Origin of the sequence: Saltatorellus ferox, assembly GCA_007751475.1 — a bacterium.
Taxonomy (GTDB): domain Bacteria; phylum Planctomycetota; class UBA1135; order UBA1135.
Genome location: CP036434.1, coordinates 252,158 through 279,078, shown reverse-complemented (window position 1 = coordinate 279,078; position 26,921 = coordinate 252,158). Strand labels below are relative to the sequence as shown.

The window sequence follows — 26,921 nt, the reverse complement described above, 5'->3', positions numbered from 1 at the left end:
ACTGAGCCAGCACTCCTCTGGAGCGAGCTGGCTGGAGTTCGTGGTGCAGCGAACCAATGGTGTCGCTGAGAGTCAGAAATAGGGGGCGCTCGCCCCGGCGAAGGGTCTGGCGACCGCTCACCGCTACCGTCTGGACGGCGGGCGGTGAGTCATGGCGAAGAATCGCGCTCCAGGCTACGGTGGGGATCGAGTTGACACCCCGCTTGGAAGACCTATCCGTCGACTTCCCCCTCTGCCATTTGCCTGATGAACGCTCGCTTCTTTCCTCTGGACGCTTTCATTCCAAACGCCGCTCGCATCGGCCTTTGCACCGCCGTACTGCTCCCTGCTATCGCAGCGCAGACCCCGTTCGGCCCCATAATCTCCTTGAATCAGCCGGCCCGTTCCCCCGGATCGATGATGGTCGAAGACGTCAATGGTGATGGGCGACTCGACCTGATCTACTCGGACAATGGACGGGACGAGATCATGTGGGTCGAACGCCTCGCAACGGACGAGTTCGCGCCCCCCAAGCAGCTTACCCAGCTCTCGTCAGGCATCTCCGTCGTCCGAAGAGGCGACATCGACGGGGACGGCGACGCTGATCTGATCGGCATGGGTGCACAACACGGGCTCCTGTGGATTGAGCGAACGGCGCAGGGCTTTCGAGCGTTTCCCCAGGTTGTCGGCCCTTGGCTCCGGAGCGTGACGGATCTACAGCTCGCGGACATTGACGCGGACGGGGACTTGGATGTAGTTCTGGCGCGCCACCACAACGCCGTTCCAGCTTCGGCCGCCCTAGTCAGTTTCCTGCGCAACGATGGCACAGGTAACTTTGGGTCGCAGACGATCGTCTACGGCGGGTCGACCCCCAACCTGCCATCGGTCGAATTCATAGCGGAGGACCTCTCTGGTGACGGCGCGACTGAGCTAATAGCCGCCCACAACGGCCAGGTCTTTGTCCTGCCCAACGCTGGGGACGGAAGCTTCCAGTCCCCTGTCGTTCTGGATTCTGGTGCCGGCCCTATGCTCCTCGAGGACGTCACGGGGGACGGCCTCTCCGACCTAGGCTCGTGTTTCGCAGTTCTTAGGCGGCGATTCCGAGGTCCTGGAGGGTCCTCTGGTATTCAGCGAGTGTGCGCTCTGGAGGCGGGGTCGCTAGATAACGGTGGCTGAGGATCTCGCCTCGAATGGCGCTGAGCATGTCGTCGAAGCTTGGCGTGGTCTTCGACCGGTACCAAGGCGCCTGGATCTTATGGGCTCCCACATCCTGCCGCCATCGATCTTCCCCGAGGTACCACACGATGATTATGCCTCGGACGATCAGGGCGAATGGCGCCGTGCGCTCCACTGCAAGTCGGCCGCGATGGCCGCGCGGCTGTGACCCAGGCTTCGGACGACCATCAGGCGATTCGCCTCGGCTCCATCCGTTCTGCGCTTCCGAGAACCCCAAGGACTGCTTCGCCTCTCTGAAGCTCACCTCGATCGACCATCGCCGCCCCACACCTTCGACGATGGTTTTCGCGGACGCGGCGTGGCGCGTTGAGAAGAAGGCTCGGTCCTCGTAGTTCCCTTTTGGATCGCGCGTCACCACGACTCGAATCAACCTGGTTCCCGTCGCGGTGTACCAGAGACAAGTGAGAGTCTGAATGAGGAGCGTCACTTGCCTGCCGTAGATCTTGACCTTCAGCTCGATCCAAGCGTCGGGTTCCTCGGCAGCAAGATCAGATGGGCTCGGAAGGCGTGGGCCTTTGATACGTTTGGTCCCCCGCTTCTGCGTGTAGCCCTCTTCAAGAGGCTCGAAGAGCATCGCATCCATTGGCATCGGACCCGTGAAGTCAATGCTCCCATGCAGGTCGCGCAGAGTCGTCTTACACGCGTATTCTCGGTCGCCTAGGAGGTTTATCCGTCGATCGCTCGGAAGCCAGCTGTAGAGCTTCTCGACCAATTCGCGGGCGATCTCGCTTCGCTTTCGATACTCGGACTCAGGGCATGTCTTCGGCGAACGGTACAGCTTCGCGAGAATTGGCACAGCGATGCCTGGACCCTTCCATGGCACGGGTACGTGAACCGCGAGTACAACCCAGGCGTGGCCACAGGCCACGCTAGCCGCTGCACCCTTGGAAGCCCGCGAGGATGCTGCTCCGTCGTAGTGCATCGCCGTCCCAAAGATTCTCGGCCCGTTTCGTCGACAGAGAGTGTCGTCGACGATCACGTCGATTCTCTTAGGAAGGTACGTCAGCAAGTGCATGACCAGCGTCTTCCACACGTCATCTGTCTTCCAACGGGCCTCCGAGAAAAAGCGGTGGAACCCAGCATGGTGACGGTCGCCCAATGCCCCACTCGCTCGGGCCACCCGAGTCACCCAGCGCCTCGAACAGCAGAGAAGCCAACCCACCACGAGTATGGAGAATCGGCGGTGGGTCGGTGCCGTGAAGCACGACTCGAATGACTTCAGTAGCACGGCTACCGACTTCGGGATACTCTGATCGGGCATGTCCCCTCCTCTGGGTGCCTTGGCTTAGACACCTTCAGCATTCAGAGTGGGGATGTGCGATTCACGCGTGGCGTGCCAGAAATCGGGGGGCCGTGGAAGCCCGAGGGACGCTCAAAAAGTGCGAAACACGAGCCTAGTCGTGGCCTCGGCCATCAACCGCGAGATTCGGCTCTACCAAGGGATGGGTGGGCTAGGCTTCGCTTCACCCACTCAGTATGCGTCCACAGGTCACTTCCCCGTCTTGGGCCTCCGAGCAGGCGACCTCGATCTCGATGGCCAAGTAGATGTGGTGGCGGAGGGCTTCTACCTAGCCGACTACTTTCGCAGCCTCGGCCCAACTGGACTGAGCCCCGCTGTGAAACTCCCGCTCGTTTCGTTCACGCCGCCGCCCATCCTTGGTCGCCTCATTCTCGATGACCTGGATGGAGATTCGAATACGGACATCGTTCGAGTCGAAGGGCGCAACTCCGTCAGGTACGTGGGCTGGTACCAGAATCAAGGTTCCGGTGGGGCGACGTCCTTCGCCCCCGTCACGCGGCTCTCGCACTACGACCTGAGCGCATCCGCCATCACCGCGGCGGACGTGAATGGGGATGGGGACTACGAGGTCATTCGGGGAGATACTCTGGCGGCGGGGACGCTCAGCATTCACTTCCATGGGCCGGCGGCCCCTGGGCGCCCGATCGAGGTGAAGTGGACCCTGCATCTCCGTGGAGGGCCGCGCGATCACAGCCACACTCCCGCGAGTCGCCAGCCGATCACTGCGAGCACGAGCGTCACGTAGCCGCCCCATAGCGGCGTTCCACCGATGAGGATCAGCATGAGCAGCGGCAATCCACTCCGACGCGCAAGTGCAACGACCGTCGGGCGCCTCCTCGCGCTCACGTTCACACGGCGCGGCGCATCCACTGGCCTACACGGCTCCTCCTTGGAACGGGTAGCCTGACCCCTGGAAGTCGGAGCATGGGCGGGCGGGACATTGAGCCTGAAGGACGTCATGGTGCGAGCGAGGGAAGATCCGCGACCCGGGAAAAGGGCTCTGGAGAGGGCCACTGAACACTCACGGGACTTCGCGATCCCGTTGCAGGGTGGGAACCCGGGCATGCCGGAACGTCTCGCCCTTCCGGCAGAATGCAGCCACATGCCCGATCTACCACGCACTTTCCATTTCAACCATCTTTGATAACTGTGCAATCATTCCACTTGCAATCAATGCCTCGCCACCGATATAGTTGCACAGGCATCAAGTTGCGGCGAAAGAGCCGCCGAGATGAGCGGAGGTGCGGACGCCCCGCACCTGTACCCCCACCGTGCTGGCGAACGCGCCCCATTTACGGAGACGAAACATGGCCCTCAAATACGACTTTCAATCGAGCCCGAGCTTTTGGATTGGTCTCACCAACCACCTCCTCGAGCGAGCGATGAATCGCAAGCTCGCCCCGACCGGCATCACGCTTCGCCAGGTCCAGGTTCTGGCCACCCTGTCGCTCTTCGGAGAGCGCAGCCAGGTCGATCTTTCGGAGGACCTGCGCGTGGAACCCTCGACCGTGGTGAGGGTGCTCGACCGGATGGAACGGGACGGTTGGGTCGAGCGGCACCCCGCGCCAGATGATCGCCGCAAGAAGCTGATCCGGACGACCGACAAGGTCAAGCCGACCTGGAACAAGATCATCAACCTGGGAGAAGAGGTCCGGGATCTGGCGACCGCAGGCTTCTCCGAGGAGGAGCTCGAGACCTTGAAGAGTCTCCTGGGTCGAATCCAAGAGAACCTCGACGCGGTGGAGCAAGACGATGCTTGAGCGTCCAAGCCTCGCGCAGTGCGCACTTCTGTGCATCGCGCCGATGATGGGGAGCTGCGCCAGTAGCGTGCCCTCGCGAGTGGTAGCACCGCAGCCCATCTTCCGCCTGGAGACCGTACGCCAGGAAACGGCGCGCACCACCAAGCCAGTTGATGAGTCGCCGAAGCGAGCACAGCGCGCATGGGAGTTCGAGACACGCGCCTTCGCTGTTCCGAGTGCGTCCGCCGGTTCCATCGACTCCCGCGTCAGCCGCTTCGGAGCCAGCTTGACTTGGAACCTCCGGGTCACGGAGCGCACGACGGCGGCCGTGAAGCTGGAGACGGAGCGCTCTTCGTACAAGTTCGATGGGCTCCAGGCGGCTCTTCCAGGGTTCGACCTGCGGCGCGTGGATGGACTGGACGTCCACCGTGCGTCGGTGAACTTCATGCATATCCGCTCGAAGGAGACGTCGTACTTCGTTGGCGCCGGGGCAGCGGTCGCCCAGGAGCCAGGCGCCGCCTTCGAGGACTCGTCGGTCTTCAACTTCCAGGTCGGCATGCGGCACGCCTGGAATGACAGCCTCAGCACATCGATTGGCGTCGCGGCTTCCACGCGCATCGAGGAAGACCTCTTCGCGCTTCCCTTCCTGGGGCTCGACTGGACGGCGACCGATAGCTGGTCCTTCCAATTTGGAGTTCCTGCGACGGGTGTGAAGTTCCGAGCCAGCGATTCCGTCTCCGTCGCTCTGCGCGCTCGTTTCGAGTTTCGCGACTTCCGGCTCGAGGACTCGGGCGCCATGCCGGGCGGGATCCTCCGTGACGAGGGGATCGGCGTCGAGCTTGGACTCGACTGGAGGCCCAGCCCCGCCATCTCGCTGGGTGTGAACGCCGGCTACCTCATGAACCGTGAGCTCCGGTTCGACGACGCTTCAGGCGCGACGCTGCTCGAGGTCCACCCTGACTCCAGTCCCTTCGCGGGGCTCTCGCTCAAGTACCAGATATGACTCACCCACCGTTTCAGTGCATTGCCTGGGCCGCGCTCGCGCCGTTCATGAGCGGCTGCACGCTGACAGCCCGGGCTCCGGATGCAATCGCTCCGGAGCTTGGTATCGACGTGCCCACCGCGTGGGCCACCGTCGCTGACTCGGCCTCCGTGGATGCGCGCTGGTGGGATGGCTTCGATGACGCGACACTCTCGTCGCTGGTCGACGAGGCGCTCCGCACGAATCACGACTTGAAAGGCGCTGCGGCAAGACTGGAGGTGGCTGCCGCCCAGGCCCGCGTCGCCGGCGCGGTCCTGCTCCCCACACTCGACGCGGGGTTGAACGGACAGCGACAGGCCCAGAACTTCGCCGCACTTCCCATCCCTGGACTCGGGGGAGGCACACAGAGCGTGACCTCCGATAGCTTCGGCGTCTCGCTGAACTTTCGCTGGGAGCTCGACCTCTGGGGCCGACTCCGCGCAGGCGCCCGCGCCGCGGCCGCCGACCTACAGGCTGAAAGCGATGCGTACGTCGCCGCGTCTCTGTCGCTCGCCGCTCAGACCGCCAAGGCGTGGTACGCGCTCACGGAAGCTGGCCTTCAGCTCCAGCTCGCCGAAGCGACCGTCGCCAGCTTCAAGGAAACGCGTCGGCAGGCGACGGACCGCACGGCAGCAGGGGTTCAGGCTCCGGTCGACGAGCACCTCTCGGAGGCGAACGTCGCGTCCGCCGAAGCGAATCTGCAAGCGCGCGCCGAGGCGCACAGTCGCGCCGCACGGCAGCTCGAGGTGATCCTGGGGCGCTACCCGAGCGCGGAGCTGCAGAATGCGAACGACCTCGAACGCACCACGCCCGCCATTCCTTCCGGTATCCCCTCAGAGGTCATTCGCAGACGCCCTGACGTTCGGGTGCTGGAGCGTCAGCTCGCCGCTGCCCTCGAGCGCGCCGGCGCAGCAAGGGCAAATCTCTACCCGCAGCTCACGCTCACCGGCAGCGCCGGTACCTCGAGCGCGGAGTTCGAGGACCTCCTGTCGGGTGACTTCTTCATCTGGAATATCGCAGGCGGACTTGTGCAACCACTCTTCGCCGGGGGACGGCTACGCGCCGAGGTGAAGGCTGCTGAGAGTCGGATCAAGGTCGCCTCGGAGGCGTTCGCCCAGGGCGTCCTCGAGGCCTTCCTGGATGTCGAGGCCACGTTGACGGCCGAGACGTTCCTGGCCGGGCAGGAGACGGCCCTCGTTCGAGCAGCAGACGCGTCCAAGCGAGCCGCCGACATCGCGAGCAACCGCTACAGCCAGGGGATCGAGTCGCTGCTGCTGGTTCTGGAGAGTCAGCGCCGCGAACTCGATGCCAGGAGCCGCCTGCTCAGCGTGCGGCGCGCGCGCCTGGATGCCCGAATCGATCTACACCTTGCCCTCGGGGGCGGATTCACCGCAGAGACCTCCGACTCAACGACCACTCGCTCGCAAGACGGAGCATCCCAATGAAAACGAACACTCTCAAAACGCTCGGCGTCACGGCCGTGCTCATCATCGGCCTTGGCGGGCTGACCTGGTGGCGACTCGACACGTCGGTCTCCAAGATCGTGGAGCAAGAGCCCCCCCTCCCGCTGACGATCCGGACCCACGAAGTCACCACCGGAGACATCCAGTCATGGCTCCTCGCGGAAGGGACCGCACGCTCGGTGCGGCGCGAGTACCTCACCTTTGAGTACGCAGGCCGAGTCGCGTACGTCCTCAAAGGAGCAGATGGGCTCGAGCTCCGAGAGGGCACCAGGGTCGAAGCCGGCACCGTGCTCGCGCGCCAGGACCAGCGCTCGGCGCAAGCCGACCTGGAGAGTGCCCACGCGGAGATCGCCGAAGCAGTGACGCAGGTCACTGTCGCGGAGTCGGAACAGGAGCGGGTCAAGAGTGAACAGGAGCTCGCGGCGACCACGCTCGAGCGCTTCACCACCCTCGTGGCACAGAACTCCGCGTCCAAGCAAGAGCTGGACGAGGCCCAAAATGGAGCGAACATCGCGGCCGCGACCGTGAGCCAGGCCGCCAGCCGCCTCGCGTCCGCGAAGGCCAAGGTCACCTCGGCACGTTCACGCGTCAAACAGGCCGAACTGGCTCTGGAGAAGACCGAACTCATCGCGCCCATGGATGGAGTCGTTGCGTACGTCAACACCAAGGAGGGCTACTACTTCACCCCTTCCATGGTTCGCACGGAGGAGGAGACGGCCGCCCTGCAGTCCGTTCCGCTCGTTCTCATCGACCCCACCGCTTTCGAGGTCACGGTGAACGTTCCCTCGTTCAGCCGAGGGCGCTTGAACCCCGGTCAGGCGGCCGTGGTGGCCGTCAGCTCTGCGGCCGTCTCTCAACTCGGCTCCGGCGTGCCGCCCACGGAAGGAGACAGCTTCGTTCGCGGTGAGGTCTTCTCGGTGAACCCGGCGGTCAGCCCCGGCGGTAGAGCCGTGCAGGTGAAGATCCGGGTGACCGAGAACGCCACCTTACTCGAGGATGGACTCTTCGTGAGCGTCTGGGTCGCCGCGGACAGCCGAGAGAACGTGATCCGAGTGCCGGTGGACGCCATCCTCCATGAGGACAACTCCGCCTTTGCGTTCGTCGTGGAAGAGGGCGTTGCCCGGCGTGTCCCCGTCACGCTCGGGCTTCAGGAGTTCTCGATGCAAGAGGTTCTTGGCGGCCTCACGGAAGGCCAGACCGTGGTCACCGATGGCCGCTTCAAGATGAGCGACGGCGTCAGCGTCCGCGTCATCGACGCAGTGGCCGAGCGCTCCGAGGTCATCCAGTGACCGATTCAACGGAACACGAGATCGACGTCGCGAAGGCGTCCTGGGCCGAGCGCTTCTTCCTGCTTCGACCGACGTTCGGCATCCTGGCGACCTTGCTGCTCATCGCCGGCGGCCTGATGGCCGCCAGCGTCCTGGTGAAGGAGTCCTTCCCCGACCTGTCCATTCCCCAGGCTTCCATCAGCACGGAGTGGGCGGGCGCCGACCCGCAGACCATCGAGCAGGACATCACGGACGTCATCGAGAAGGAGGTCAAGACACTCCGCGGACTGAAGAGCGTCACGAGCTCGTCCTTCGATTCGTTCTCGATGGTCGCCGTTGAGTTCGACGCAGGTGCCAACCTGTCGGAGTCCATGCAGCTCCTTCGTTCGAAGGTCAGCGACGCGGAGTCGAAGCTCCCACAGGGCGCCGGGACGCCGCGCATCACCCAGGTGTCCGTCGACGACAGACCGATCCTCACCGTCGTGCTCTATGGTGACATCGACGCAGGGGTGCTCAGCCGCACGGCCCAGGACCTCGAGGAGAGACTCGAGGCCGTGGCGGGCGTCAACGAAGCCGATATCGCGGGCATGAGAGACGAGGTCGTCTCGGTGCGCCTCTACCCGGACAGGACTCTCGCGCTCGGACTCTCTCCCACCGTCGTCCGTGATGCGATTCAGAACGCGAACGTGGACATGCCATGGGGAGAGATCGAGAGCGAGCAGTTCGGGACGAGTGTGCGCTTCTACGGACGCTTCCGAAGCGTGGGAGACCTCGAGAATCTGCCTGTCGCCCGACTCGGCTCCGCGGGGCAAGGGCGCATCGTGCGACTCGGCGAGGTCGCGGACGTGAGACGAGACCTCGAGAAGGAGACATCTCGAGCCTTCTTCAGCTGGCAAGGCGGTGAGTACGCCTCTTCCATCGAGGTGTCGGTCAAGAAAGCGCCCGGCACCGATACGCTGGCGGTCATCGAGGCAGTGCGGCAAGAACTCGATGCAACGACAGGGGGAACTGACTGGCCACCGCAACTCAAGTACGAGATCACGCAGGACGAATCGGAGCAGGTACGGGAGTCCCTCGGCAACGTGTTCAACAACGCATGGCAGGCCATGCTGGCGGTCTTCTTCATCCTGTTCATGCTGCTGACCTGGCGCGAGGGGCTCATCGCAGGACTTGCCATTCCGCTCACGTTCCTCGGGGCCTTGCTCATCATCTGGTTGCTCGGCTTCACGCTCAACCAGCTCGTCGTCATCGGAATGGTCCTGGCACTGGGCCTGCTCGTCGATGTGTTCATCCTGATGATGGAGGGAATTCACGAGGGCATCTTCGTGGAGGGCCTCACCTTCTCGCAGGCGGCGCTGAAGACCGTCCGGCGCTACGGGCTGCCCGCTGCCACCGGACAGCTGACGACCATCCTCGCGCTGGCGCCGCTGGCAGCGATCGGTGGCACATCGGGGCAGTTCATCCGCGTTCTTCCCATCACGGCCATCGTCTGCCTGCTGGTGGCGTTCTTCGTCGCCCTCGCCATCTCGGTGCCGCTCTCGCGGTTCCTGCTGGGGCATCTAGACGCAAGTGACGGCAACAAGGAAACCAGAGCAGATCGCCTGACGGCCAGGTACGGACAGAGGCTCCGCGACTGGAGCCTCGCGTCGACTCTGACAAGCCGCCCGAGGGCAGCTCTGGTGGTCGCAGGCGCCTTCGGGGTGTTCCTGCTCTCCCTGGTGGGCTTCAGCAAGGTGCCGCTGGTGATGTACCCGAAGGCCGATGGTGTCAAGCTGGGGATCACCGTGGAGCTCAGCCCATCCACGACGCTTCCGAGTTCACAGATCGTCGCCGAGAGCCTCGGCAGCATCCTTCGGGAGAAGCCGTACTTCGAGAGCGTCGTCATGCTCGTGGGACAGAAGAGCCCGCTGGCGCAGGTCACCCTGCAGGACGCACTCAGTCCCTCGACGGGTGAGAACTACGTCGGCTTCTCGTGCATCTTCAAGGAGCGCGACCTGCGCGACAAGGACGGCTACGAGTACGCGGATGACCTTCGAAGCGAGCTCAGGCCAATTCTCGATGAGATGGCCGCGGTCGCCACGCTGGAGCTCGTACCCGAGACCGGTGAGCCCAGCGCGGTGGCTCCGGTACAGATCGCGCTGCTCGGCACCGACATGGGGCGGCTGCGTTCCATCTCGGCGGATGTTCAAGCCATCCTGCAGCGAACTCCAGGTGCAGTGGAAGTACGCGACAATCTCGGGAACGTTCGTCCGGAGGTCAAGCTCATACCACGCCGAGAGGCGATGGACTTCTACGGCCTCACGGAGCGCGAGCTGGCAGCACAGGTCCGCATCGCGCTCGGCAACGATGAGGTCGCCAAGTTCGACATCGGCGGGCTCGACGACGACCTGAGCCTCCAGCTGGGCATGGCCTGGCCGAGCCGTGGCGGTGACATCGGGGGCCCGACCACATTGGGCGAGATGGCGCTCGTGAGGGCATTTGCTCCGGACGGGGCAGTCGTACCTCTGCTGTCCGTGCTCACTCCTGAGTCCGGTACCTCCACGCTCTCCATCACACACGAGAACGGGAAGCGAAGCATCTCGGTTCTCGCGAAGACTGCGGGATCCACACCGCAGGAGATTGTCGAGGCCATCACTCCCGAGCTAGAAGCGCTCAAGGCCACCTGGCCCTCTGGATACTCGTTTCGATTCGCGGGCGAGGTGGCCGAGACGGCGGAGACGTTCGGTTCCGCAGGCATCATGCTCGTGGTCGCGATCATGCTCGTGTTCTCCGTCCTGGTCCTTCAGTTCGGCTCGTTCCGACAGTCGTTCATCATCGCCATGGCCATCCCATTGGCCTTGATCGGCACGTTCGCGGGCTTCTTCTTCGCCTGGATTCCGTTCTCGTTCTTCGCCATGGTCGGCGTCATCGCGCTGATCGGCATCGTCGTCAACGACTCGATCGTCATGGTCGACACCATGAACAGGCACCTCGCTTCTGGAATCAAGGTGGCGACGGCGGCGGCTCGCGGCGCCTCGGATCGACTGAGGCCGATCGTGAGCACGAGCCTGACCACGATCGTCGGCCTCGTGCCCCTCGCAATCAGCGACCCGATGTGGCGTCCCCTTTGCTACGCCATCATCTTCGGACTGATCGTCTCTACCGTCACGTCGCTGGTCGTCGTGCCCTGTCTCTACCTCTTGTTGACCCCGAAAACGAAGCCCTCATGAAACCTCTCCAGATCTCAGCAGTCGTGATCTCCTGGCTCATGTTGAGCGCGACACCGTCCTACGGAGCCCCTTGTCGTCCACAGACTGCGGTGGCCGAGGAATTGAAGGTCACGGCGACGCCAGAAGTCCATGCCAAGCGCAGCGAAGCACTCGCTGCCGAGCGCGCGGCCGTGGTTCGCCTGGAGCAAGTAGAAGCCAACCTGCTTGCAGTCCAGCAAGTGCTGGATATCGGTCTCGCGGGAGACGAGGCCGGGCAGCTCTTGCGCGAGGCGAAGCTTCGTGCACCCGATCCCCAAACGCTTGGGGAGCAACTTGTGGCCCGGGAGCGAGAGTTCGCGGAGGCGCGTCTCGATCATGTCCGGCTCCTCGAGCGTCGCCGCCTCGAGGCAGACCCTGAAGAGGTTGCTCGCCTCAACGCAGAAGTCGCCAAGCAGGCGGTCTACCAGGAGGCTCTCGAAGCGGCGCTCGTGGCGGAGCGAGCCCTCGCGCTCAGGGCACAGGAGCTTGCGAGCCTGCTCGACACACGGCTCCTGTGGATGGCCAGCGCCGCTCCCATCGGTAGCAAGTGGCCCTCCGAGATTGCCCGAGGCGTGCAATGGGCTGCGTCGCCTGGCAGCTGGACGGAAGCCCTGTGGAGCGCGTGGGGACGCGCGCTCCACGCTCCGTGGGTGCCGATAGCACTGGCACTTGCGCTGACAGTGCTGATCGGCGTGAGGCGACGTCTACGCTCCAGGCTGTCGAAGCTCTCGGAGAGCATCGGCACTGTCTCGCACGATAACTTCTCTGCCACCGGCCTCGCCCTGGGTGTCACGGTCCTTCTGTCACTTCCGGTACCGATCGCATTGGGTGGCCTCGGTTCCATGCTCGCGACGGACGCCTCGGACTCGTTCTCGCACGCCCTCTCGACAGGGTTGATGGCCGCGGCCGCAGTCGTCCTGTTGCTCGACCTGTTCAGGCAGCTATGCCGACCGCAGGGGCTGGCGGAAGCTCACTTTCAATGGGACGAGCATGCGAGAAGGACCCTCCGTGCCAATCTGCGGTGGTTCATCCCGGTGGAGGCCGGTGCCGCCGTGGTCGTTGCGGCTTGCGATGCCAGCGGGGTGGCACTCTACCAGGATGGGCTGGGGCGACTCGCTTTCGTCGTCGGTTCGGTGGGTATGGCGCTCTTCGCGGGAAGGGTCTTTGGTCGGCGCAAGGGTGTGTACGCCGAGCTCGCCACCGGGGGCAGCTGGGTCTGGAGGCTTCAACGCCTCTGGTACGGGATACTCGTGGGACTCCCTGCTGCTCTGGGACTGGCTGCAGTGCTTGGCTACTACTATCTGGCGTCCGAGGTGCAGAGTCGCGTGTTCGCCACCGGGCTAGTGGTCTTGACCGGACTGGTGGGCTACGGCTTCATCCAGCGCTGGCTATTCGTCGCGCGACGTCGGCTCGCTCTCCGGCAGGCGAGGGAGAAGCTTCAGCAGAGGCGAGACGCCTTCGCATCCGAATCAGAGGAGGATGCTTCCACCGGCGATGCTGTGCCCGAACTCGACTTGCAGGCGATCGATGTGGAGTCCGCCAGCGAGCAGACCATGGCACTCGCGCGCACGGTGGTATCACTTGGAGTCCTGATGTGGCTCTGGGCCGTCTGGGGAGAGATCTTGCCCGCTCTCGCCATTCTGGATCGAATCGACCTCGGGCAGCCCATGGTCGACGAATCGGGAGCGATCATTGGCGCGCCGGTCACGGTCTGGTCGCTGTTGCTCGCCCTGGTCGCCGCGCTCTTGACGTTCATCGCAGCCCGAAACCTCCCTGCGGTTCTGGAGCTGCTCGTTCTGCAGCGCTTCAAGATCGACCACGGAGCCCGATATGCGGCCAGCACGCTGACGCGCTACCTCGCCGTGACGGTCGGTGTCGTCGTGATCTCGAATCTCATCGGCATCGACTGGTCCAAGGCGCAGTGGATCGTGGCCGCCCTCGGCGTGGGCCTTGGTTTTGGTCTGCAGGAGATCGTCGCCAACTTCGTCAGCGGCATCATCATCCTCTTCGAGCGGCCCGTGCGAGTCGGCGACACCGTCACGGTGGGCCATGACAGCGGTACGGTGAGTCGACTTCGTATTCGCGCGACGACCATCACCGACTGGGACAACAAGGAGGTGCTCGTGCCAAACAAGAGCTTCATCACCGACCGTGTCGTCAACTGGACGCTCAGCAATCCAGTCACGCGCGTACTCCTGAAGGTCGGAGTCGCCTACGGCACCGACGAGGAGCTGGCGCAGGAGACGATCTCGGCGGCCGTGAAGAGCGTTCCCGCGGTCCTCGATGAGCCCGGGTTCAGCGTACTGTTCGTCGCCTTCGGTGAGAGTTCGCTGGACTTCGAAGTCCGGGCCTTCGTACCGGAGCTCGCCAAGCGAATGCCGGTCATCCACGAATTGCACACGGCCATCAGCCGCGCGCTCCGTGCGGCCGAGATCGAAGTGCCGTTCCCGCAGCGCGACCTCCACCTACGCAGCAGTGATATCGAACTACCCCTGGATCGTGCCGTCGGCTGATGAGCATGACCTCCAGCACCATATCGGGCGGTGTGCGCTCGCAGTGTGCCACGATCGGTGTCCCGTCGAATCCCCCTGGCGAGAACCCGCCAGCCCGTGCAAGGTGATACACAGGGCTCCGTGGGGCGACTCTGTCGTTTTGACGTGAACGCGTCCTCTTTCCTGTGACGGCCACGGCTTCGCGGGGTCCGTTCCAGCGTTCATGCTTCGTCTTCCTCCCCCACCCCCCTTCCGGGCGCATCCTTGCGTTCCTGGCGGGGATCTGCAGACCGTTCTCGGCCTGGCGCTCCCCAAGGGCGTGCGCCCGCTGGAGGAGATTTTGGGCTTCGAGCGCGTGGCGGTGCCGCTGCGGTGCGGCGGAACGCTCGACGGCTGGTATCACGGAGGTAAGACGCTTCCCGCGGTGCTCCTGCTGCACGGGCTCGGGGGCACGACGCGCTCCGGTTACCTGCGCCAGGGCGCGGTTCGCATCGCCGCCAGCGGACACGCGGTGCTCGCGCTCGATCACCGGGGGTCCGGGGATCTGCATGAGGACTCCACGCGCCCCTACATGGCGGGTAACACCGACGATGTGGAGGACGCGCTGCAGTGGCTCCAGGAACGCAGCGGCACGGAGCGGGTCTTTGCGGTGGGCTACTCGATCAGCGGCAACACGCTCCTGAAACTCCTGGGCCGCGGGACTTCACACGCGCCAGAGCTGTCCGTCGCCATCTGCCCGCCCATCGACCTCGACGCGGCGTCCCATGACCTCCGCCATCCGCGCTCGAAGGCCTACGACCTCTGGGTCCTGCGAAGCTGCAGGCGCTGGATCCCGACGCACACGGGCGAGGCTCCCGAGGGCAGCTACCACGTGCCCCGCCTGAGTGGCCTGCGGGTCTTCGACGAGCGCTAACGGATAGGAACTCGAAGCGGGGTGTCGAGACTATTTCTACCGTAGTCTGGGGCGCGATTCTTCGCCACCACCCTTCCTCACCGGCCAATCTGCGGCGCCCGAGCGGCCATCAGCCTCTTCGGTGAGCCGAACTCGCCCGATTTCCCCCTCTCCGAACGGCACCACCGGTTCGCTTCACCACGACCTGCAGCCAGCACCCTCCCCAAGGCGCTGGCTGTTCTTATTTCACCGAGCCCGATAGCCCGCGCGCTGCTTTGCTGCGCCCTACTTCCCGAAGTCCAGCCGCCCCTGCCGAGGCGGCATCGGTATTCGGACCTCGGGCTCTGCCGGTGGGGAACGGCTCGGCCCTGGCGATGACGGGTCTCCCCCACCGGGCGAATCGGATGACCTCCTCGCTGCCGCTCTCACCCCCTCCAGCACCTTCCGCGCTGTCTCCGGATCTGTGATCACGGAGATCATGTGCCGACGCCCGCGGCAGCGCGGGCGCTTGAGAACATCTTCCGAAAACACCCGCTTCAGAAGATCTGCCCAGCGGATGTACCTCTGGTCCTTCGACGGCTCCCCCGCACTCTTCGAGCCGTCTTCATCGGCGACGTCCACATCCTTCGGCTCCTTCCGAACCACGGGACGCGGCACCACTTGATCACGCAATGATGAGGCCGGGGCCAGCACTCCCTGATACGTCAGCTGATGCTCGCGCGGATGCGGCGCGAGCGCCGCCAGTCGAGCCATGAACTGGTACGGCGTCATGACGAAGCCTTTGGTCCCATCACTCCAGGCCTTGCGTAGCAGCCATGAGACCATCCCATCAGGACGCACCTCGAAGCGCTCGAGGCTGATGGCGGGCCTCGTCACATAGCGGCAGAGCTTCTCCAGTTGCGCCCGCTGACCCTTCCGGATCAGCGCACGCAACGAGAACCCGTCAGCATTCACCACCAGTGGAGGCGGCACGTACTGACTCCCCCAACCCGACGACTGGAACGCAAGGCCGAGATCAGGGGCGATGAGGCGCTTCAGCGGCTGCCCAGCACCAGGACCGAAAGGCACCAGTGACTTCACCGAGGCAGCCTTCAGGGCCGGAAAGTACGCATCATCACGCGCGACGCCAAAGTCGAGAAGCGGCTGCTCATCAGCGCTCGCGTCCGCGTACTCCCAAGGGGGGTCGTCGCCTTTGCGTAGTGGCAGACCGAGTGCGATCGGGTCGAGGGAGTAGCGCTTCAGCACCCGAGCACCCCTGGCAGCTCGCGGATGTGGGGCCGATCCATGTCGAAGACGCGCTCCCGTTCCCCGTACTCCAGCGCTTCGCGCTCGCGCGGGGTCAGCGCGGCGAGTAGCTCTTCGTGGGGGAGCGCCAGGAGCGCGTCCCGGACCTCAGCTTCGGTCGCGGACTCCGCGAGCCCGGCCGCGAGGCGATGACGGTCCGAGATGGCCAGGAAGCGTCCGACGAACGCCGCCTTCTCGGGCCGGCGCCGGAGCGGAGGCCGGCGAGCCAGGGCAAAGGAGCGGAGTTCAGTCGGCGAACAGAGTCAGCTGTCCCTCTGCGTCGTTCTCGCGCTCGCGGCGCGGTCGAGTCTGCAACCTTCGAAGTCGATCCGGCCAGCTCGAGTCGGACGGGAGGCTGAGGGTCGAATCCTTCAGGAGGTAAACGGGACCGCGCAGAAGGTGCGGGACTGCCTTCCTGGGCGCACGCTCCGCTTCGCGCACACAGATCTCTGCCATGGTGACGCGAGCTTGGGCGAACCACTCCTCTAGCGCTTCGAGAATTTGCATGTCGGCTCCCGTCAGCTGCCGAGGCGGCGGGAGCCAGTCGTGCTGATGATCCTCCGCAGCCGTGGAGAGGCCGTGGAACTTCGAACTCTGCTTCTCCTTCGAAGTGAGAGTCGCGAACCCTGGCGCCGACGATTCGAGGACGGCGGAGAAGAAAAGGGCCGACTCCAGGCACCCGTTCTCCGGCTGGAGCTCGAGCAGCCACGGCAAGGCCGCGTAGGTGGCCGGGTAGAGGGATTCCTGATGGAAGAGCGTTTCCCAGTAAAGGTCCTTGAGCGCGTCGACCGACCACCGGTCACGCAGGTCACTCAGGATCGTGGCCACATCGATGAGACCGTAGGCGCTGTAAAGGCGAGACCACAGGGGGTCTTCGAGGGCGAGCAGCATGCACTTCATACTACGCAAGAAAAAGATGGGCGGTAGGGAGATACACACGCTTTCAGATGTGCTCGCTCGCCCGCACGACACGCCCTTTCAGCTCTTGGCACAGCTGGTCAGTCAACTCGAAACGGGCACCCAGTATCGGTTCACGTCCGTGCTCTGTTCCTCGAGGTAGTACTGATCTCGCAGCACGCCGCCGCAGTTCTCGATCGTCCGTGCCGAGCCCTGATTCGTCGGCGCGCACGTTACGACGATTTGACCCAGTCCGAGCCCGTTTGCAAAGTCGAGCGCCCCACACAGTAGCGCCGTGGCATGGCCCATGCGCCGCGCTGAGGGCCGCACGCTGTAGCCCAGGTGCCCTTCGAATCGTTCGTGTCGCTCGTGGAGCCGGTGCCGGAAGCTGAAGAGCCCGAGCAGTTCACCCGTGGATTCGTCTTTCATGAAGCGAGTGGTGCAGGGCACGAAGCCGCTGATGTTCTCGGGCGCCCAGCCGAGCGGCTCCCCGAGCTCCCAGGCGTCGAAGTGCTCGACCGTCTCTTCATAGATAGGAACTCCAAGCGGGGTTTCGCCACAGCCGGCACCCTAGCCTGAAGCCCGATTCTGCACCACCCCCTCCCGCACAGGGCACACCGCAGCGCCCGAGCGGCCATCGGGCTCTTCGCTGAGCCGAACTCGCCCGATTTCCCCCTCTACGAACGGCACCGCCGGTTCGCTTCACCCCGACCTACAGCCAGCACCCTCCACGAGAGCGCTGGCTGTGTCCATTTCACCGAGCTCGGCGGCCCGCGCGCCGCTTGGCTGCGGCGCTCTACTTCCCGAAGTCGAGCCGCCCCTGCAATGGAGACAGTCGAGGCGGCATGGGTATTCGGACTTCAACCTCTGCCGGTGGCGAGCGCCCCTCCTCTGACGAGGATCCATCTCCCCCACTCGCCAACACGGCCTGGCTTGTCGCGGTCTTCCTCACCCCCTCCAAGACCTTCCGCACCGTCTCCGGATCCGTGATCACAGAGATCATGTGCCGACGCCCACGGCAGCGTGGGCAGCGGAGAACGTCTTCTGAAAACACCCTCTTGAGCAGATCAGAGCCCGACGGCTTCGAGGGCCGCCACGAGGGTCGTGAGATCCTCGGTGCCGGCAGCTATCTCCAGGAGCGTCTCACTCTTCGTAGTGCGGTCTTGCGTGGTCAGGAGCAAGAGGCTGGCGAGACCCAGCGTCAGGAATGCATTCATCATGTGGGTCGTCCAAGCAGGTGAGACGCTGAGGTCCCGCGATAGAGTCGCGCCGAGGCGGTTTTCGCTCTCTTGGCGCTCTTCGCACGCTGCTGTCCCTTGGATTCAGCGGGCAGAGCCGGCGCCTGTTTGATTTGCGTCCCTCACCTCGGGTGACGGATAGGAAATCCAGGCGGGGCGCGATCTGCGTCCGGCCCATGAGGGCGAGTCGGTCGATTTTGATGGGCGCCGCAGCGTGCCTAATCGATAGACACGGCTCGCTCGCGCCAGAGCACGGCATCTGCGGCGCGACCCTCGACCTCCGCCTTCTCGGCCAGCCTGCGCGCTGCGAAGCGTCTCTCGGTAGCAGGCGCGTCTTCGGTCGCTTGCCAAACCGCCTCCAGCGCGGCCTGCGCTTCCGAGGCAAGGCCACACGCTTCGGCCGCCCAGGCCTGGCGCGCTGGAAGCGGTGGGGCGCCCCCCGGAGGAAGCGTGTCCACCCGGGAAAGGCACTCCGTCGCTCCTCCAGTGTCACCACTCTCGACCAGTGCCTGGGCGAGGTAGATGAGGTCTGTCGCAATCGCGCCAGCGTCGTCGGGTGTGGCTCGCTCGTGGTAGTCGAGGACGGCACGAACCTGACTCTCGTGGGGCCCCAGGCGATCGACGCGCGCAAAGTGGTCGAGAAGCCGGGCCGAGACGCGAGTCAGGTTCCTGTGCTCGACCCCGTACAGTCCGCCCCAGCGCACCAGGTAGTCCCCGTAGAGAGGGATCGCCTCATCGCTTCGTCCGCCGTCGTGCAAGAACCGCGCGAATCGGCCGACCGTGGCCAGGGTGGAAGCGTGACCTGGTCCCAGAACTTGTCTGCGACCGATCAGTGCTGCGCGGTAGGACTCTTCGGCCCGCGAGGGTTGACCGGTAAGCTGATAGACAATGGCGAGTTCGGATTGGAGCAGAAAGACCTGACTGGAGTCCGCCCCATCGACGCGAACGTAGGACTCCAGGAGACTCTCCATGAGTTTCTCCGCTTCCTGGAGCTTGCCGGCCCGGCTCAAGATCATGGCCAGCGTGACCCTGGAGGCCAGGGCGTTCCTGTGCTCCAGCCCAAACCAGCTCTGGAGTCCCTCGCTCGCATGTCGGGCGTGCTTCTCGGCCAGCTGGAACTGCCTCGTCGTGCGATACGAGATTGCCAGCGTCTCCTCCGCCCCGAGCGTTCGCGAATCATCTGCCCCGTGGAGGGCAAGACGCGTCGCAAAGATTTGGCTTCGCAGCTCCAGCGCTTCTTCGTTCTGTCCTGTATCGACGAGAAGGACCGCCAGGTTCTCCTTCCCGATGAGCGTCACCTCATGATGGGTCCCCATCACCTCTTCCGCTCGCCCGACGCCATCGAGCTGAGTCACCTTCGATTCCGCGATTCGTCCCTGCCTCTTGTAGAGCGATCCGAGGTTCAGCAGCGTTCGAATGGTGTCGGGGTGCACTCGCCCGGACACGCGCTCCCGCAGCGCCAAGGCCTCCTTCAGGAGTGACTCCGACTCATCCAACCGGTCCTGCCCCAGCCGCGCCACGCCCAGGCTATTGAGCGCGACCATGAGCTGTTCCGAGTCGGGCTCAGATCGTGCCCGGCTGTAGGCGAGCGAGGGCTCGAGCCGCTTCGCGGCCTCCTCGTAGTCCTGGACGTCGAGGAACAGGACTCCCAGCGACAGCCTCGCCTTGTCGGCGAGCTCGCGCTCGGTAGCGAGCGCGCGATGGATCCGCGCGATGCACTCCTCGAATTCGGCCTTGGCCTCGGCCACGCGGTTCATGCGATTGAGCGCGATGCACTGGCCCAGGTGCACCGTCACTGCCTCCAGGCTGTCGATTCCGTACTCCTGGATCATCAGCTCGCGCGCCAGCTGGCCCTGCTGATACGCCGACTCGTGCTCGGCAATCGATGCGTAGGCCGTGGCCATCGTCTCGTGCATCGTCGCCGCCACGCGAGGCTCACCGCCGAGCTCTGCGCCGATTCGAGCCGCCGTGTCGTCGAGGATCGAGCGCAACAGCTTGGTGTCCTGACCCTGGGCAACAGCCGGGTCTACCCCAGTCAGAACCGTCCGGAAGAAATCAGCCGTACTCTTTGTCTGCTCTCCACTCCGGGCGGCCGCGGCGTACCCTCGAAGCATGCCGACCGATCCGACGATCACCGCAAGAAGCACCACCGCGAGGCCCATGACGAACGCCCTGTGACGCTGCGTGAACTTGCGCATCTGATAGATTGCGCTCGGCGGATGGGCGAGGATGGGCTCTTCGTTCAGGTACCGGCGAATGTCGTCGGCCATCGCCGCTGCACTTGCGTACCTCCGGTCCGGCTCCTTCTCCAGCGCCTTCCCCACGATCGTGTCCACGTCGCCGCGCAGGTTGCGGCTGATCGAGCTCAGCGGCCGCGGCGATTCCTCGCGCAAGACACGAAGTGCCTCCACCAGCAAGGGCGTCCTGGTCGAATACGGCATTCGGCCCGAGACGAGCTCGTAGGCTACGACCCCCATCGAGTAGATATCGCTGCGAATATCGACTTCATTCGGGTCGCCGAGGGCCTGCTCGGGGCTCATGTAGGGCAGCGTACCCATGATCTGGCCGACGTGCGTATGCAGGCTCGTCGCGTACATGTCCGAGTTCGTCACCCGCGCCAGACCGAAGTCCAGGATCTTTGGCTGGCCCTCGTCGTCGACGAGAATGTTGTCCGGCTTCAGGTCGCGGTGGATGATGCCGCGCTGGTGGGCGTGCTGTACCCCCTCGCAGACTCTCGACAGGAGCTTGAGGCGTGCGCGCGTGTCGAGCTTCTGGTCGTCCGCGAACTGCGCCAGCGACTTTCCGTGGATCAGCTCCATCGCGATGTATGGCTGCGAGGCACCGTCCCTCTCGAACACGCCCACTTCGTAGACCTGGGCGATCGATGGATGCTGGAGCCGCCCGAGCACTTCAGCCTCCAGCGCGAAGCGCTTTCGAACCTGGTCGGTCAGGAACATGCTCGTGATGACCTTGAGTGCGACGACCCGCCGGGGACTTTCCTGCTCAGCCTCGAACACGGAGCCCATCCCTCCCCTGCCCAGCAGACGGAGGATGCGATAGCCCCCGATACTCTCGGGCAACAGCTCAGCTGGTTGGCTCATCTCCTGCTCGATGAACGGCAGAGGTCCCACGCGGTCGCTCGTGTAGGCCTCCGCGCGAGCGTGAGCGGTGAGCAGTCGCTCAACACGTTCACGGAGGCCCACGTTCTCACCACATTGCCGGATCAGGAACTCGGCGTGCTCGTCCGGGTCAAGGTCGAGGGTTGCCTCAAGCAACTCGCGTTCGTTCGGATACTGCTTCATGGTGGTACCTTGGGACGATGGGATTGTGCGCGAGACCCAGGGTCGGCGCTACAATGAACGGAACGTAGAGCACCTCGCGACCGGCTCACGAAAATCAAACGATCTCCATGCCCGATTCAGAACTGACAATCCTCATCGAGGCCGCACGGGCCCGCGAAGACGGGGCCTCCGACCGTCTTCTGGAGGCCACGTATCGAGAGCTCCAGTCCATCGCGCGCCGCCAGTTTCGGCGAGAAGGCGTTGGTCACACGCTTCAGCCCACAGCGCTCGTCAATGAGGCCTGGATGCGACTCGGGCGCAGCCACCTCGACTTCGAGAGCCGCGCCCACTTCTTCAGCGCGGCCACCCAGGCGATGCGCCGGATTCTGGTGGACCATGCCCGCCGCAACCGTGCCCAGAAGCGAGGGGAGGGTGTGCAGCGCCAGACGTTCACGGAGGTGGGAAGCCTCGATACCACCCTCTCGGTTCTCGAGGTGGATGACGCCTTGAGCGCGCTCAAGGAACATGACGAGGGGCTTGCGGAAATCGTCCAGCTTCGGTTCTTTGCCGGTCTTACCATCGACGAGGTCGCCGAGCTCAGGGGTCAGTCACCGGCTACGGTGAAGAGGCACTGGACCTACGCCCGCGCGTGGCTGTTCGAGCGGATGGGTATGGGAGAGTAGCGGCCCTCACCCGAGGGCCACGCCCACCCGGGTCGAGGTGCGACCAGGACGGGCGTTCGGATCCTCGCATGAACCTCGGCGTCCTTGAGGATCAGTTGAGAAGGAGCGCCACAGCATTGGTGAAGTTGGACGTCGGCACTCCATTAGCGGAGTCGCGGTGCCAGAGCTGAAAGTTCCAAGTTTCTCCCGGAGCCCCGATCACCGGACCGCCCGGCTGCGAGAGCATCGTGGGATCGATTCCAAGGAGAATCGTTCCGGTGGATCCAGTGCTTCCGGCGAGGTTGGAATAACGGCCAATCGAGCCGCCGATGCACAGAATGCCCTGGCTGCCGCCGGGGTTCGGGATACTGGCCATGGTCTGACTTGTGAGGAAGTAGGCGGACGCATTCAGCGGCAACGCCGAGGCCTGCAGCGTCTTCTGGGTAGTCGCCGAGGAGTCACCGTACAGGGTGAGGAAGCCGCGGTCTCCTGTGCTGTTAGGGTTGCCGTAGCAGTACTGGGGCGCAGTCGCAGTGGGAAGGGACGCGTTGTAGGTAGCACCTTGGACGTCGAAGTTCCCCGTCGACAGATTGAGCTCCGCCCAGGCCGTCCCGATGAATTTGCTGGATGTCATGCCGCCCGAGAAACGGGACGCGACGCCCACACTCCCTGCGTAAGAGCCGCCTGTTTGACCGAGAACGACGCGCCTTTCCGAGATGGCGAGAAGCCCGCCCAGAGTCAAGTCGAGGGCCGTCGAGAAGACGTAGTAGGGACCAAACTGTGGATCCTTCTCGTAGTGCGTCAGGACGAACTGAGTCGAGGTCGTCGAAAATCGGCACTGAGCCTTGTCGAACTGAGGAACCCCGTGCTCAAGGATGGCGAGATCCACGGTATTGATTCGACTATCGCCGCGGCAGACCATGATCTGGCCATCGCTCTCGGTGGAGCCGTAGCGGTCGTAGTTGACCAGGTAAGTGGGATCCAAACCGCCGAGGTTCAATGCGTCGGAAACATCGTACTCGCCAAAAGTCCCGCTGCCGAGCGGAGAGGCCTCGAGATCGACAGCGAAGAAAAGAAGGAACCCTGTGGGGAGGAGCTGAGTGGCGCGCAGGGACTGATCTCCGCTCGCCAGATCCTCAGAGCGGTAGACGATGTTCCAGCGGTTGACCGTTGCCGGATCCCCGGTGGATTCGGAGATCTCCACGGAGGTCTCCGATCGATCGAAGGTGATCTCGAGCGAGCTGATCGTCGAGATCACACCTGACGTGTCCACCATGGCAACGAGCGGATCAGCCTCTTGGCTCGAGGTGTAGAAGTTGTGCCAGACGACGCAGAACTGCGTGCCCGCCGCAGCAAACTGGCCACCGACGTCAGGAGCGCCTGGATCGGCGTCAGCGTTGCCCGCAGCGATCGTGAGTTCTGCGCTAAGACCGCCAGCCGGCTGGTAGAGAATGCGGCCGACCACATCATGAAAACCGGTGGATGGATGGTGCCGAACGGCGACGATGAGTTGAGCGTTCGCGCTCGCCAGGGTGGCGATGTGCGGATCCTCGACGCTTTCCGCCGAACTATCTACGTAGCGGGCGCTAAGGAAGGCCCCAGAGGAATCGATCGTCGTCGAGTACACATCCGCATCGGCTCCCGAGAAGTAATCCTCGTAGACGTAGGTGAAGGCATCGTTCACGATGCTGTAGGCCGCATCGACGTTCTCCTGGTCTCCGTCGTATTGGTCGATCGCGTACGTTGCGAAGACTGGATCGACGAGAATGGGGCCGTTCGCGATGGCGAGGAATTCGGCCGGGACCGTCAATCGAATTCGACCATCGACCAGCGTCGCGGGCACGTTGGCCGAACGACCGGCGCCGTCGAACACCACCGCGGCGCTGTAGTGAATGCCGCCCATGGGTCCCTCGAAGGCGAATCCTCCGCCCAGTGTCTTCACGGCGAGGTCCGTGGTGAAGTCAAGGTCGAGCATGAGGTCGGTCGAGAGGCCGGTCGCGTCCAGCGCGAAGCTCTGCTCGACGGACTCGAGCGCCATATCGTAGAGCACGTCGACAGGACCGCGGTCGAGGATCATCCGGTCCCCTTCGCGCCGGACCTCTGCCTGGGCCGTCAGGTCGAGCGCGCGCCCCTCGACGCTGGCGGAGGCGAGTCGGAACGACGCCGGGTAGTTTCGAGGAGCCTTCGATCCCAGAAAGGGAATGTAGGTGAAACCCGATTCCGAGATGCGAGCCTTGTAGGTGCGTCCGCGAACCCAGAGGCCATCTGCATGCTCGGTGTAGTAGAGCAATGTCCTTCGTTGTGACTGGATGGCGGCGCGGTCGATGGGCGGAGCCGCTGCGAGTTCGGCGTCCGTCCATGCGTTCGGTTGGGTCTCGACGGCTTGCTGAAAGAACGGCTCTCCGAGCTCCGTCAAGGCTGGGGGACGATCGACCTGGGCCGAGGCGGAGGTGGCCAGGGTGGCGATGAACAGAGGCAGCAGAAGAGATGTACGCATGGGCAGGGTTACCGGTGGGCGGGGTTACCGGAAGGAAGAAAAGGGTGGGCGAGGACAAGAAGGGGGCGGGTCAACGGGCAGAGCGCCTCCCACGTTCGGTGGATGAGGCACTTTCCCCGCGATGGGGCATGCGCACTCCCTCCCGCGACCGGATCACGGAATCCTGAACAAATACCGGTGGCCGAGACCCGGGCACTGCTTCTGGCCCCCAGTGAGCCGCTGGCGCGACGGCCCGCAGTGGGCTCTGGTGCCCTCCTTGCTGGAGCCTCGCCCCCCTATCCCCCCCTCGTCGACACCCCGAGCTTCCTCGATGCTTCCCTCACACCCTCCAAGACCTTCCGCACCTTGCGAACCACTAGCCGCGGCACCAGCACTCCTTGATCCCTCAACTGATGCTCCCGAGGATGCAGCAAGATCGCCGCAGTAGTTCCGTCCAAGGTTCGGCAACGCAGCTGTAGCGCGAAGGGGGCCGCGGGATCAGCGACGCTCGAGCGCCCCCATGTCGACGATTGGCGCGGTTCCGTTGCCCGTATCGAGAACCGTGGGATCATCGAGCCGCCTCGCGGATCTGGCGAGGTCGAGTTCTATGCCAGCGGAGAGGATGGGCTCATTGTTCCCAGCATCGATACAGGGCGACCCGGGGGTTAGGCCCAGGTCCTCATCACCGCTGAACGGGATTCCATCTGGACCGACGGCATCCACAAAGCGCGGATCGACGGCGATCACTCCAGTGGACGCAGTCGTGCCCGTCCACTGATCGATGCAGCTCCAGCCGATATCCGGCGGCGTGGCCGCTAGCGCGTTGGCGCTAGAGTGCACGGCTTCGCTAGTACTGCCCCCCGAAGCGTTGCGCCAGAAAATACAGTTCTGGACGCTCATGCTCGCACCATCCATAACCTCGTCCTGCACGAAGAGTGACCAGGTCGGCTGATAGACACGATTCGCCACGACGGTCAGGTTCACGAGCTCCATAGGTGCCCAGCCTTCCCCGACAACAAGCCTGTACTTTGCCACGTTCGCCAAGAAGGATGAGTTTTCGATGCACAGTGACGCGAGACCATAGCCGTTCTGGTTCATGAGCAATCCGCGGTTGCTGGTCCACGCCGTTCGTGCCACTTCCAGCGAGCTCGCGACCACCAGGCTACTGCCGGCCCAGTTCTCACTAAATCGGCAGTCCTGAATCAAGGCGCGATGTTGGGCTTCGAGGAGGATGGCCGTGCCGCCATTCCCCACGCCGGATGGGCCGCCGAAGTGCACAAAGTCGATTCCGTCCAACTGCGTGAGCGTGACGTCACGGAGCTCACTGTAAGTGTTCGAGTAGAACAGCCTGCCCAGGTTGTCGGCTCGGTTCGAGTAATTGGGCAGATCATCGCCTAGGACGTCGCCGCTGAGCACCGTGCGATTCACGGTCAAGTCGCGCTCTTCGATGGAGGTCTCCGAACCGTCGAATCCGCCGTGAAGTGACGCCCCGATGAGCAGTCGGAAGTTGCCACCAGACGGGTGGGGTTCGCCCAGTTCGTCGGCCGTGTACTGGCCGGCGAGCAGCCAGTAGTGCGTTTGCAGATCAGCATCCACGAGCGAATGGGTCAACGCCCGATCCAGGTCGGCGTGTGGCTCGTTCCACCCACGGCCTACCCCATGGTTCGTGGCTCCCGGCACGACGTGAATAGGCTCAGTGGCGGAGAGGAAGGGCGCGTCGGCTCCCACATGGAGCACCGTATGGGCGTCCGAGAAGCGCACGCCACCGGGGCTCAGGAATGCGATCTGGAGGTGACGGACCTGGGTGCCGGTCGCAAGCGCTGGGGCGAGCACGGCGTCAAGCCGCATCTTGCGGCTCGCGTCGAGCGTCTCGAGCCTTCGCCTTCCACCGAGCAGCGGCGCCCCGGTCATGAGGGGCCGCCCATCCGCGCCGATCGCGTGAATGCCGCCTCGGTCCGACATGAGGAAATACACCACCTCACCGGGTGCACCTGAGATCTCCATGGTCAACGTCCCGTCGGGTCCGACGCTGCCAGGCACAAAGAGATAGCGTCCATCGTTGAGGTGGCCGTGAATCGGCCCGGCCGTGCCGCTGCCCCAGGGGCTGCCGTTGAACCGGCACCCGCGGGTTTACGCCTGCCCGCCACCCGTCCCGATCGCCCCTAAGCCCTGAAAACCGTCGCAAGGCCAGCAGTTTCCGCACTGGCCACCCGACCCGCCCATGAACTCAGTGTCGCTGACGAAGGCTTCAGCGCCCTGCCCGAACTCGGCGCCAACTCCGCCGTCTCCGCCCTGGACGGATAGGTACTCCAAGCGGGGCGTCGCCACAGCCGTCACCCTAGCCTGAAGCCCGATTCTGCACCACCCCCTCCCGCACAGGGCACACCGCAGCGCCCGAGCGGCCATCGGGCTCTTCGCTGAGCCGAACTCGCCCGATTTCCCCCTCTAGGAACGGCACCACTGGTC

The 26,921-nt window shown here is 64.3% G+C and carries 19 protein-coding genes; 11 read left to right on the top strand and 8 right to left on the bottom strand.

What is annotated here, in order from left to right; genetic code table 11:
• Positions 1–246 precede the first annotated feature (246 nt).
• Complete coding sequence (locus tag Poly30_RS01070) at positions 247–1,155, top strand: FG-GAP repeat domain-containing protein (protein WP_145194173.1); 909 nt, start codon at positions 247–249, stop codon at positions 1,153–1,155.
• Here Poly30_RS01070 and Poly30_RS01065 read toward each other — a convergent pair.
• On the bottom strand, positions 1,067–2,476 hold the full coding sequence (locus Poly30_RS01065) for an IS701 family transposase (RefSeq protein WP_145194172.1): 1,410 nt from the start codon (positions 2,474–2,476) through the stop codon (positions 1,067–1,069). The genes Poly30_RS01070 and Poly30_RS01065 overlap by 89 nt on opposite strands.
• 355 nt (positions 2,477–2,831) lie before the next feature.
• On the opposite strand from Poly30_RS01065, the gene Poly30_RS28010 reads away from it, so the two are divergent.
• The 8 genes from Poly30_RS28010 to Poly30_RS01025 all read left to right on the top strand — a co-directional run bounded on the left by Poly30_RS28010 (position 2,832) and on the right by Poly30_RS01025 (position 14,638).
• Positions 2,832–3,260 (top strand): FG-GAP repeat domain-containing protein, encoded by a 429-nt coding sequence (locus Poly30_RS28010; RefSeq protein WP_419190803.1) that lies wholly within the window; start codon positions 2,832–2,834, stop codon positions 3,258–3,260.
• Positions 3,261–3,897: 637 nt separating this feature from the next.
• On the top strand, positions 3,898–4,275 hold the full coding sequence (locus Poly30_RS01055) for a MarR family winged helix-turn-helix transcriptional regulator (RefSeq protein WP_419190802.1): 378 nt from the start codon (positions 3,898–3,900) through the stop codon (positions 4,273–4,275).
• On the top strand, positions 4,268–5,257 hold the full coding sequence (locus tag Poly30_RS01050) for a DUF6268 family outer membrane beta-barrel protein (RefSeq protein WP_145194169.1): 990 nt from the start codon (positions 4,268–4,270) through the stop codon (positions 5,255–5,257). Before Poly30_RS01055 ends, Poly30_RS01050 begins: the two co-directional genes overlap by 8 nt.
• On the top strand, positions 5,254–6,720 hold the full coding sequence (locus Poly30_RS01045; protein ID WP_145194168.1) for an efflux transporter outer membrane subunit: 1,467 nt from the start codon (positions 5,254–5,256) through the stop codon (positions 6,718–6,720). The genes Poly30_RS01050 and Poly30_RS01045 overlap by 4 nt, the downstream gene beginning before the upstream one ends.
• Positions 6,717–8,027, top strand: coding sequence for an efflux RND transporter periplasmic adaptor subunit (locus tag Poly30_RS01040; RefSeq protein ID WP_145194167.1), 1,311 nt, complete (start codon positions 6,717–6,719; stop codon positions 8,025–8,027). Before Poly30_RS01045 ends, Poly30_RS01040 begins: the two co-directional genes overlap by 4 nt.
• Positions 8,024–11,215, top strand: a complete 3,192-nt coding sequence (locus Poly30_RS01035) for an efflux RND transporter permease subunit (protein ID WP_145194166.1) — start codon at positions 8,024–8,026, stop codon at positions 11,213–11,215. Before Poly30_RS01040 ends, Poly30_RS01035 begins: the two co-directional genes overlap by 4 nt.
• Entirely contained in the window at positions 11,212–13,746 is a 2,535-nt protein-coding gene (locus Poly30_RS01030; RefSeq protein ID WP_145194165.1) for a mechanosensitive ion channel domain-containing protein, read from the top strand. The genes Poly30_RS01035 and Poly30_RS01030 overlap by 4 nt, the downstream gene beginning before the upstream one ends.
• A gap of 202 nt (positions 13,747–13,948) precedes the next feature.
• Positions 13,949–14,638 carry an alpha/beta fold hydrolase gene (locus Poly30_RS01025; protein WP_145194164.1) on the top strand — a complete coding sequence of 230 codons (690 nt, stop codon included), beginning with the start codon at positions 13,949–13,951 and terminating at the stop codon, positions 14,636–14,638.
• A gap of 264 nt (positions 14,639–14,902) precedes the next feature.
• Here the strand turns inward: Poly30_RS01025 and Poly30_RS01020 are convergent, their stop codons facing one another.
• From Poly30_RS01020 to Poly30_RS01005, 5 genes are all read right to left on the bottom strand, one after another.
• Positions 14,903–15,862 carry a transposase gene (locus Poly30_RS01020; RefSeq protein ID WP_145194163.1) on the bottom strand — a complete coding sequence of 320 codons (960 nt, stop codon included), beginning with the start codon at positions 15,860–15,862 and terminating at the stop codon, positions 14,903–14,905.
• Positions 15,863–16,147: 285 nt separating this feature from the next.
• Positions 16,148–16,792, bottom strand: a complete 645-nt coding sequence (locus Poly30_RS01015; protein ID WP_145194162.1) for a hypothetical protein — start codon at positions 16,790–16,792, stop codon at positions 16,148–16,150.
• 111 nt (positions 16,793–16,903) lie between these two features.
• Complete coding sequence (locus Poly30_RS01010) at positions 16,904–17,332, bottom strand: GNAT family N-acetyltransferase (protein WP_473163484.1); 429 nt, start codon at positions 17,330–17,332, stop codon at positions 16,904–16,906.
• Positions 17,333–17,865: 533 nt separating this feature from the next.
• Complete coding sequence (locus Poly30_RS28005) at positions 17,866–18,018, bottom strand: hypothetical protein (protein WP_419190800.1); 153 nt, start codon at positions 18,016–18,018, stop codon at positions 17,866–17,868.
• Between the two features lie 236 nt (positions 18,019–18,254).
• The gene (locus tag Poly30_RS01005; RefSeq protein WP_145194160.1) at positions 18,255–21,338 is read right to left on the bottom strand and encodes a serine/threonine-protein kinase; all 3,084 of its coding nucleotides are present in this window, start codon (positions 21,336–21,338) and stop codon (positions 18,255–18,257) included.
• Between the two features lie 107 nt (positions 21,339–21,445).
• Here Poly30_RS01005 and Poly30_RS01000 point away from each other — a divergent pair, with 107 nt between their 5' ends.
• Entirely contained in the window at positions 21,446–22,000 is a 555-nt protein-coding gene (locus Poly30_RS01000) for a sigma-70 family RNA polymerase sigma factor (RefSeq protein ID WP_145194159.1), read from the top strand.
• A 91-nt stretch (positions 22,001–22,091) separates the two neighbouring features.
• On the opposite strand, the gene Poly30_RS00995 is transcribed toward Poly30_RS01000, so the two are convergent.
• The gene (locus Poly30_RS00995) at positions 22,092–24,476 is read right to left on the bottom strand and encodes a hypothetical protein (RefSeq protein ID WP_145194158.1); all 2,385 of its coding nucleotides are present in this window, start codon (positions 24,474–24,476) and stop codon (positions 22,092–22,094) included.
• A 477-nt stretch (positions 24,477–24,953) separates the two neighbouring features.
• Complete coding sequence (locus tag Poly30_RS00990; protein WP_145194157.1) at positions 24,954–26,066, bottom strand: hypothetical protein; 1,113 nt, start codon at positions 26,064–26,066, stop codon at positions 24,954–24,956.
• A gap of 72 nt (positions 26,067–26,138) precedes the next feature.
• Here Poly30_RS00990 and Poly30_RS00985 point away from each other — a divergent pair, with 72 nt between their 5' ends.
• The gene (locus Poly30_RS00985) at positions 26,139–26,450 is read left to right on the top strand and encodes a hypothetical protein (protein WP_419190799.1); all 312 of its coding nucleotides are present in this window, start codon (positions 26,139–26,141) and stop codon (positions 26,448–26,450) included.
• The last annotated feature ends 471 nt before the right edge of the window (positions 26,451–26,921 follow it).

Coding starts and splice junctions, on each gene's coding strand:
- Poly30_RS01005 (WP_145194160.1), bottom strand. CDS start 21,338: ATGAAGCAGTATCCGAACGAACGCGAGTTGCTTGAGGCAACCCTCGAC.
- Poly30_RS01040 (WP_145194167.1), top strand. CDS start 6,717: ATGAAAACGAACACTCTCAAAACGCTCGGCGTCACGGCCGTGCTCATC.
- Poly30_RS00995 (WP_145194158.1), bottom strand. CDS start 24,476: ATGCGTACATCTCTTCTGCTGCCTCTGTTCATCGCCACCCTGGCCACC.
- Poly30_RS28005 (WP_419190800.1), bottom strand. CDS start 18,018: ATGATGAATGCATTCCTGACGCTGGGTCTCGCCAGCCTCTTGCTCCTG.
- Poly30_RS01065 (WP_145194172.1), bottom strand. CDS start 2,476: ATGCCCGATCAGAGTATCCCGAAGTCGGTAGCCGTGCTACTGAAGTCA.
- Poly30_RS01000 (WP_145194159.1), top strand. CDS start 21,446: ATGCCCGATTCAGAACTGACAATCCTCATCGAGGCCGCACGGGCCCGC.
- Poly30_RS01070 (WP_145194173.1), top strand. CDS start 247: ATGAACGCTCGCTTCTTTCCTCTGGACGCTTTCATTCCAAACGCCGCT.
- Poly30_RS01015 (WP_145194162.1), bottom strand. CDS start 16,792: ATGCTGCTCGCCCTCGAAGACCCCCTGTGGTCTCGCCTTTACAGCGCC.
- Poly30_RS01050 (WP_145194169.1), top strand. CDS start 4,268: ATGCTTGAGCGTCCAAGCCTCGCGCAGTGCGCACTTCTGTGCATCGCG.
- Poly30_RS01055 (WP_419190802.1), top strand. CDS start 3,898: ATGAATCGCAAGCTCGCCCCGACCGGCATCACGCTTCGCCAGGTCCAG.
- Poly30_RS01025 (WP_145194164.1), top strand. CDS start 13,949: ATGCTTCGTCTTCCTCCCCCACCCCCCTTCCGGGCGCATCCTTGCGTT.
- Poly30_RS01045 (WP_145194168.1), top strand. CDS start 5,254: ATGACTCACCCACCGTTTCAGTGCATTGCCTGGGCCGCGCTCGCGCCG.
- Poly30_RS01030 (WP_145194165.1), top strand. CDS start 11,212: ATGAAACCTCTCCAGATCTCAGCAGTCGTGATCTCCTGGCTCATGTTG.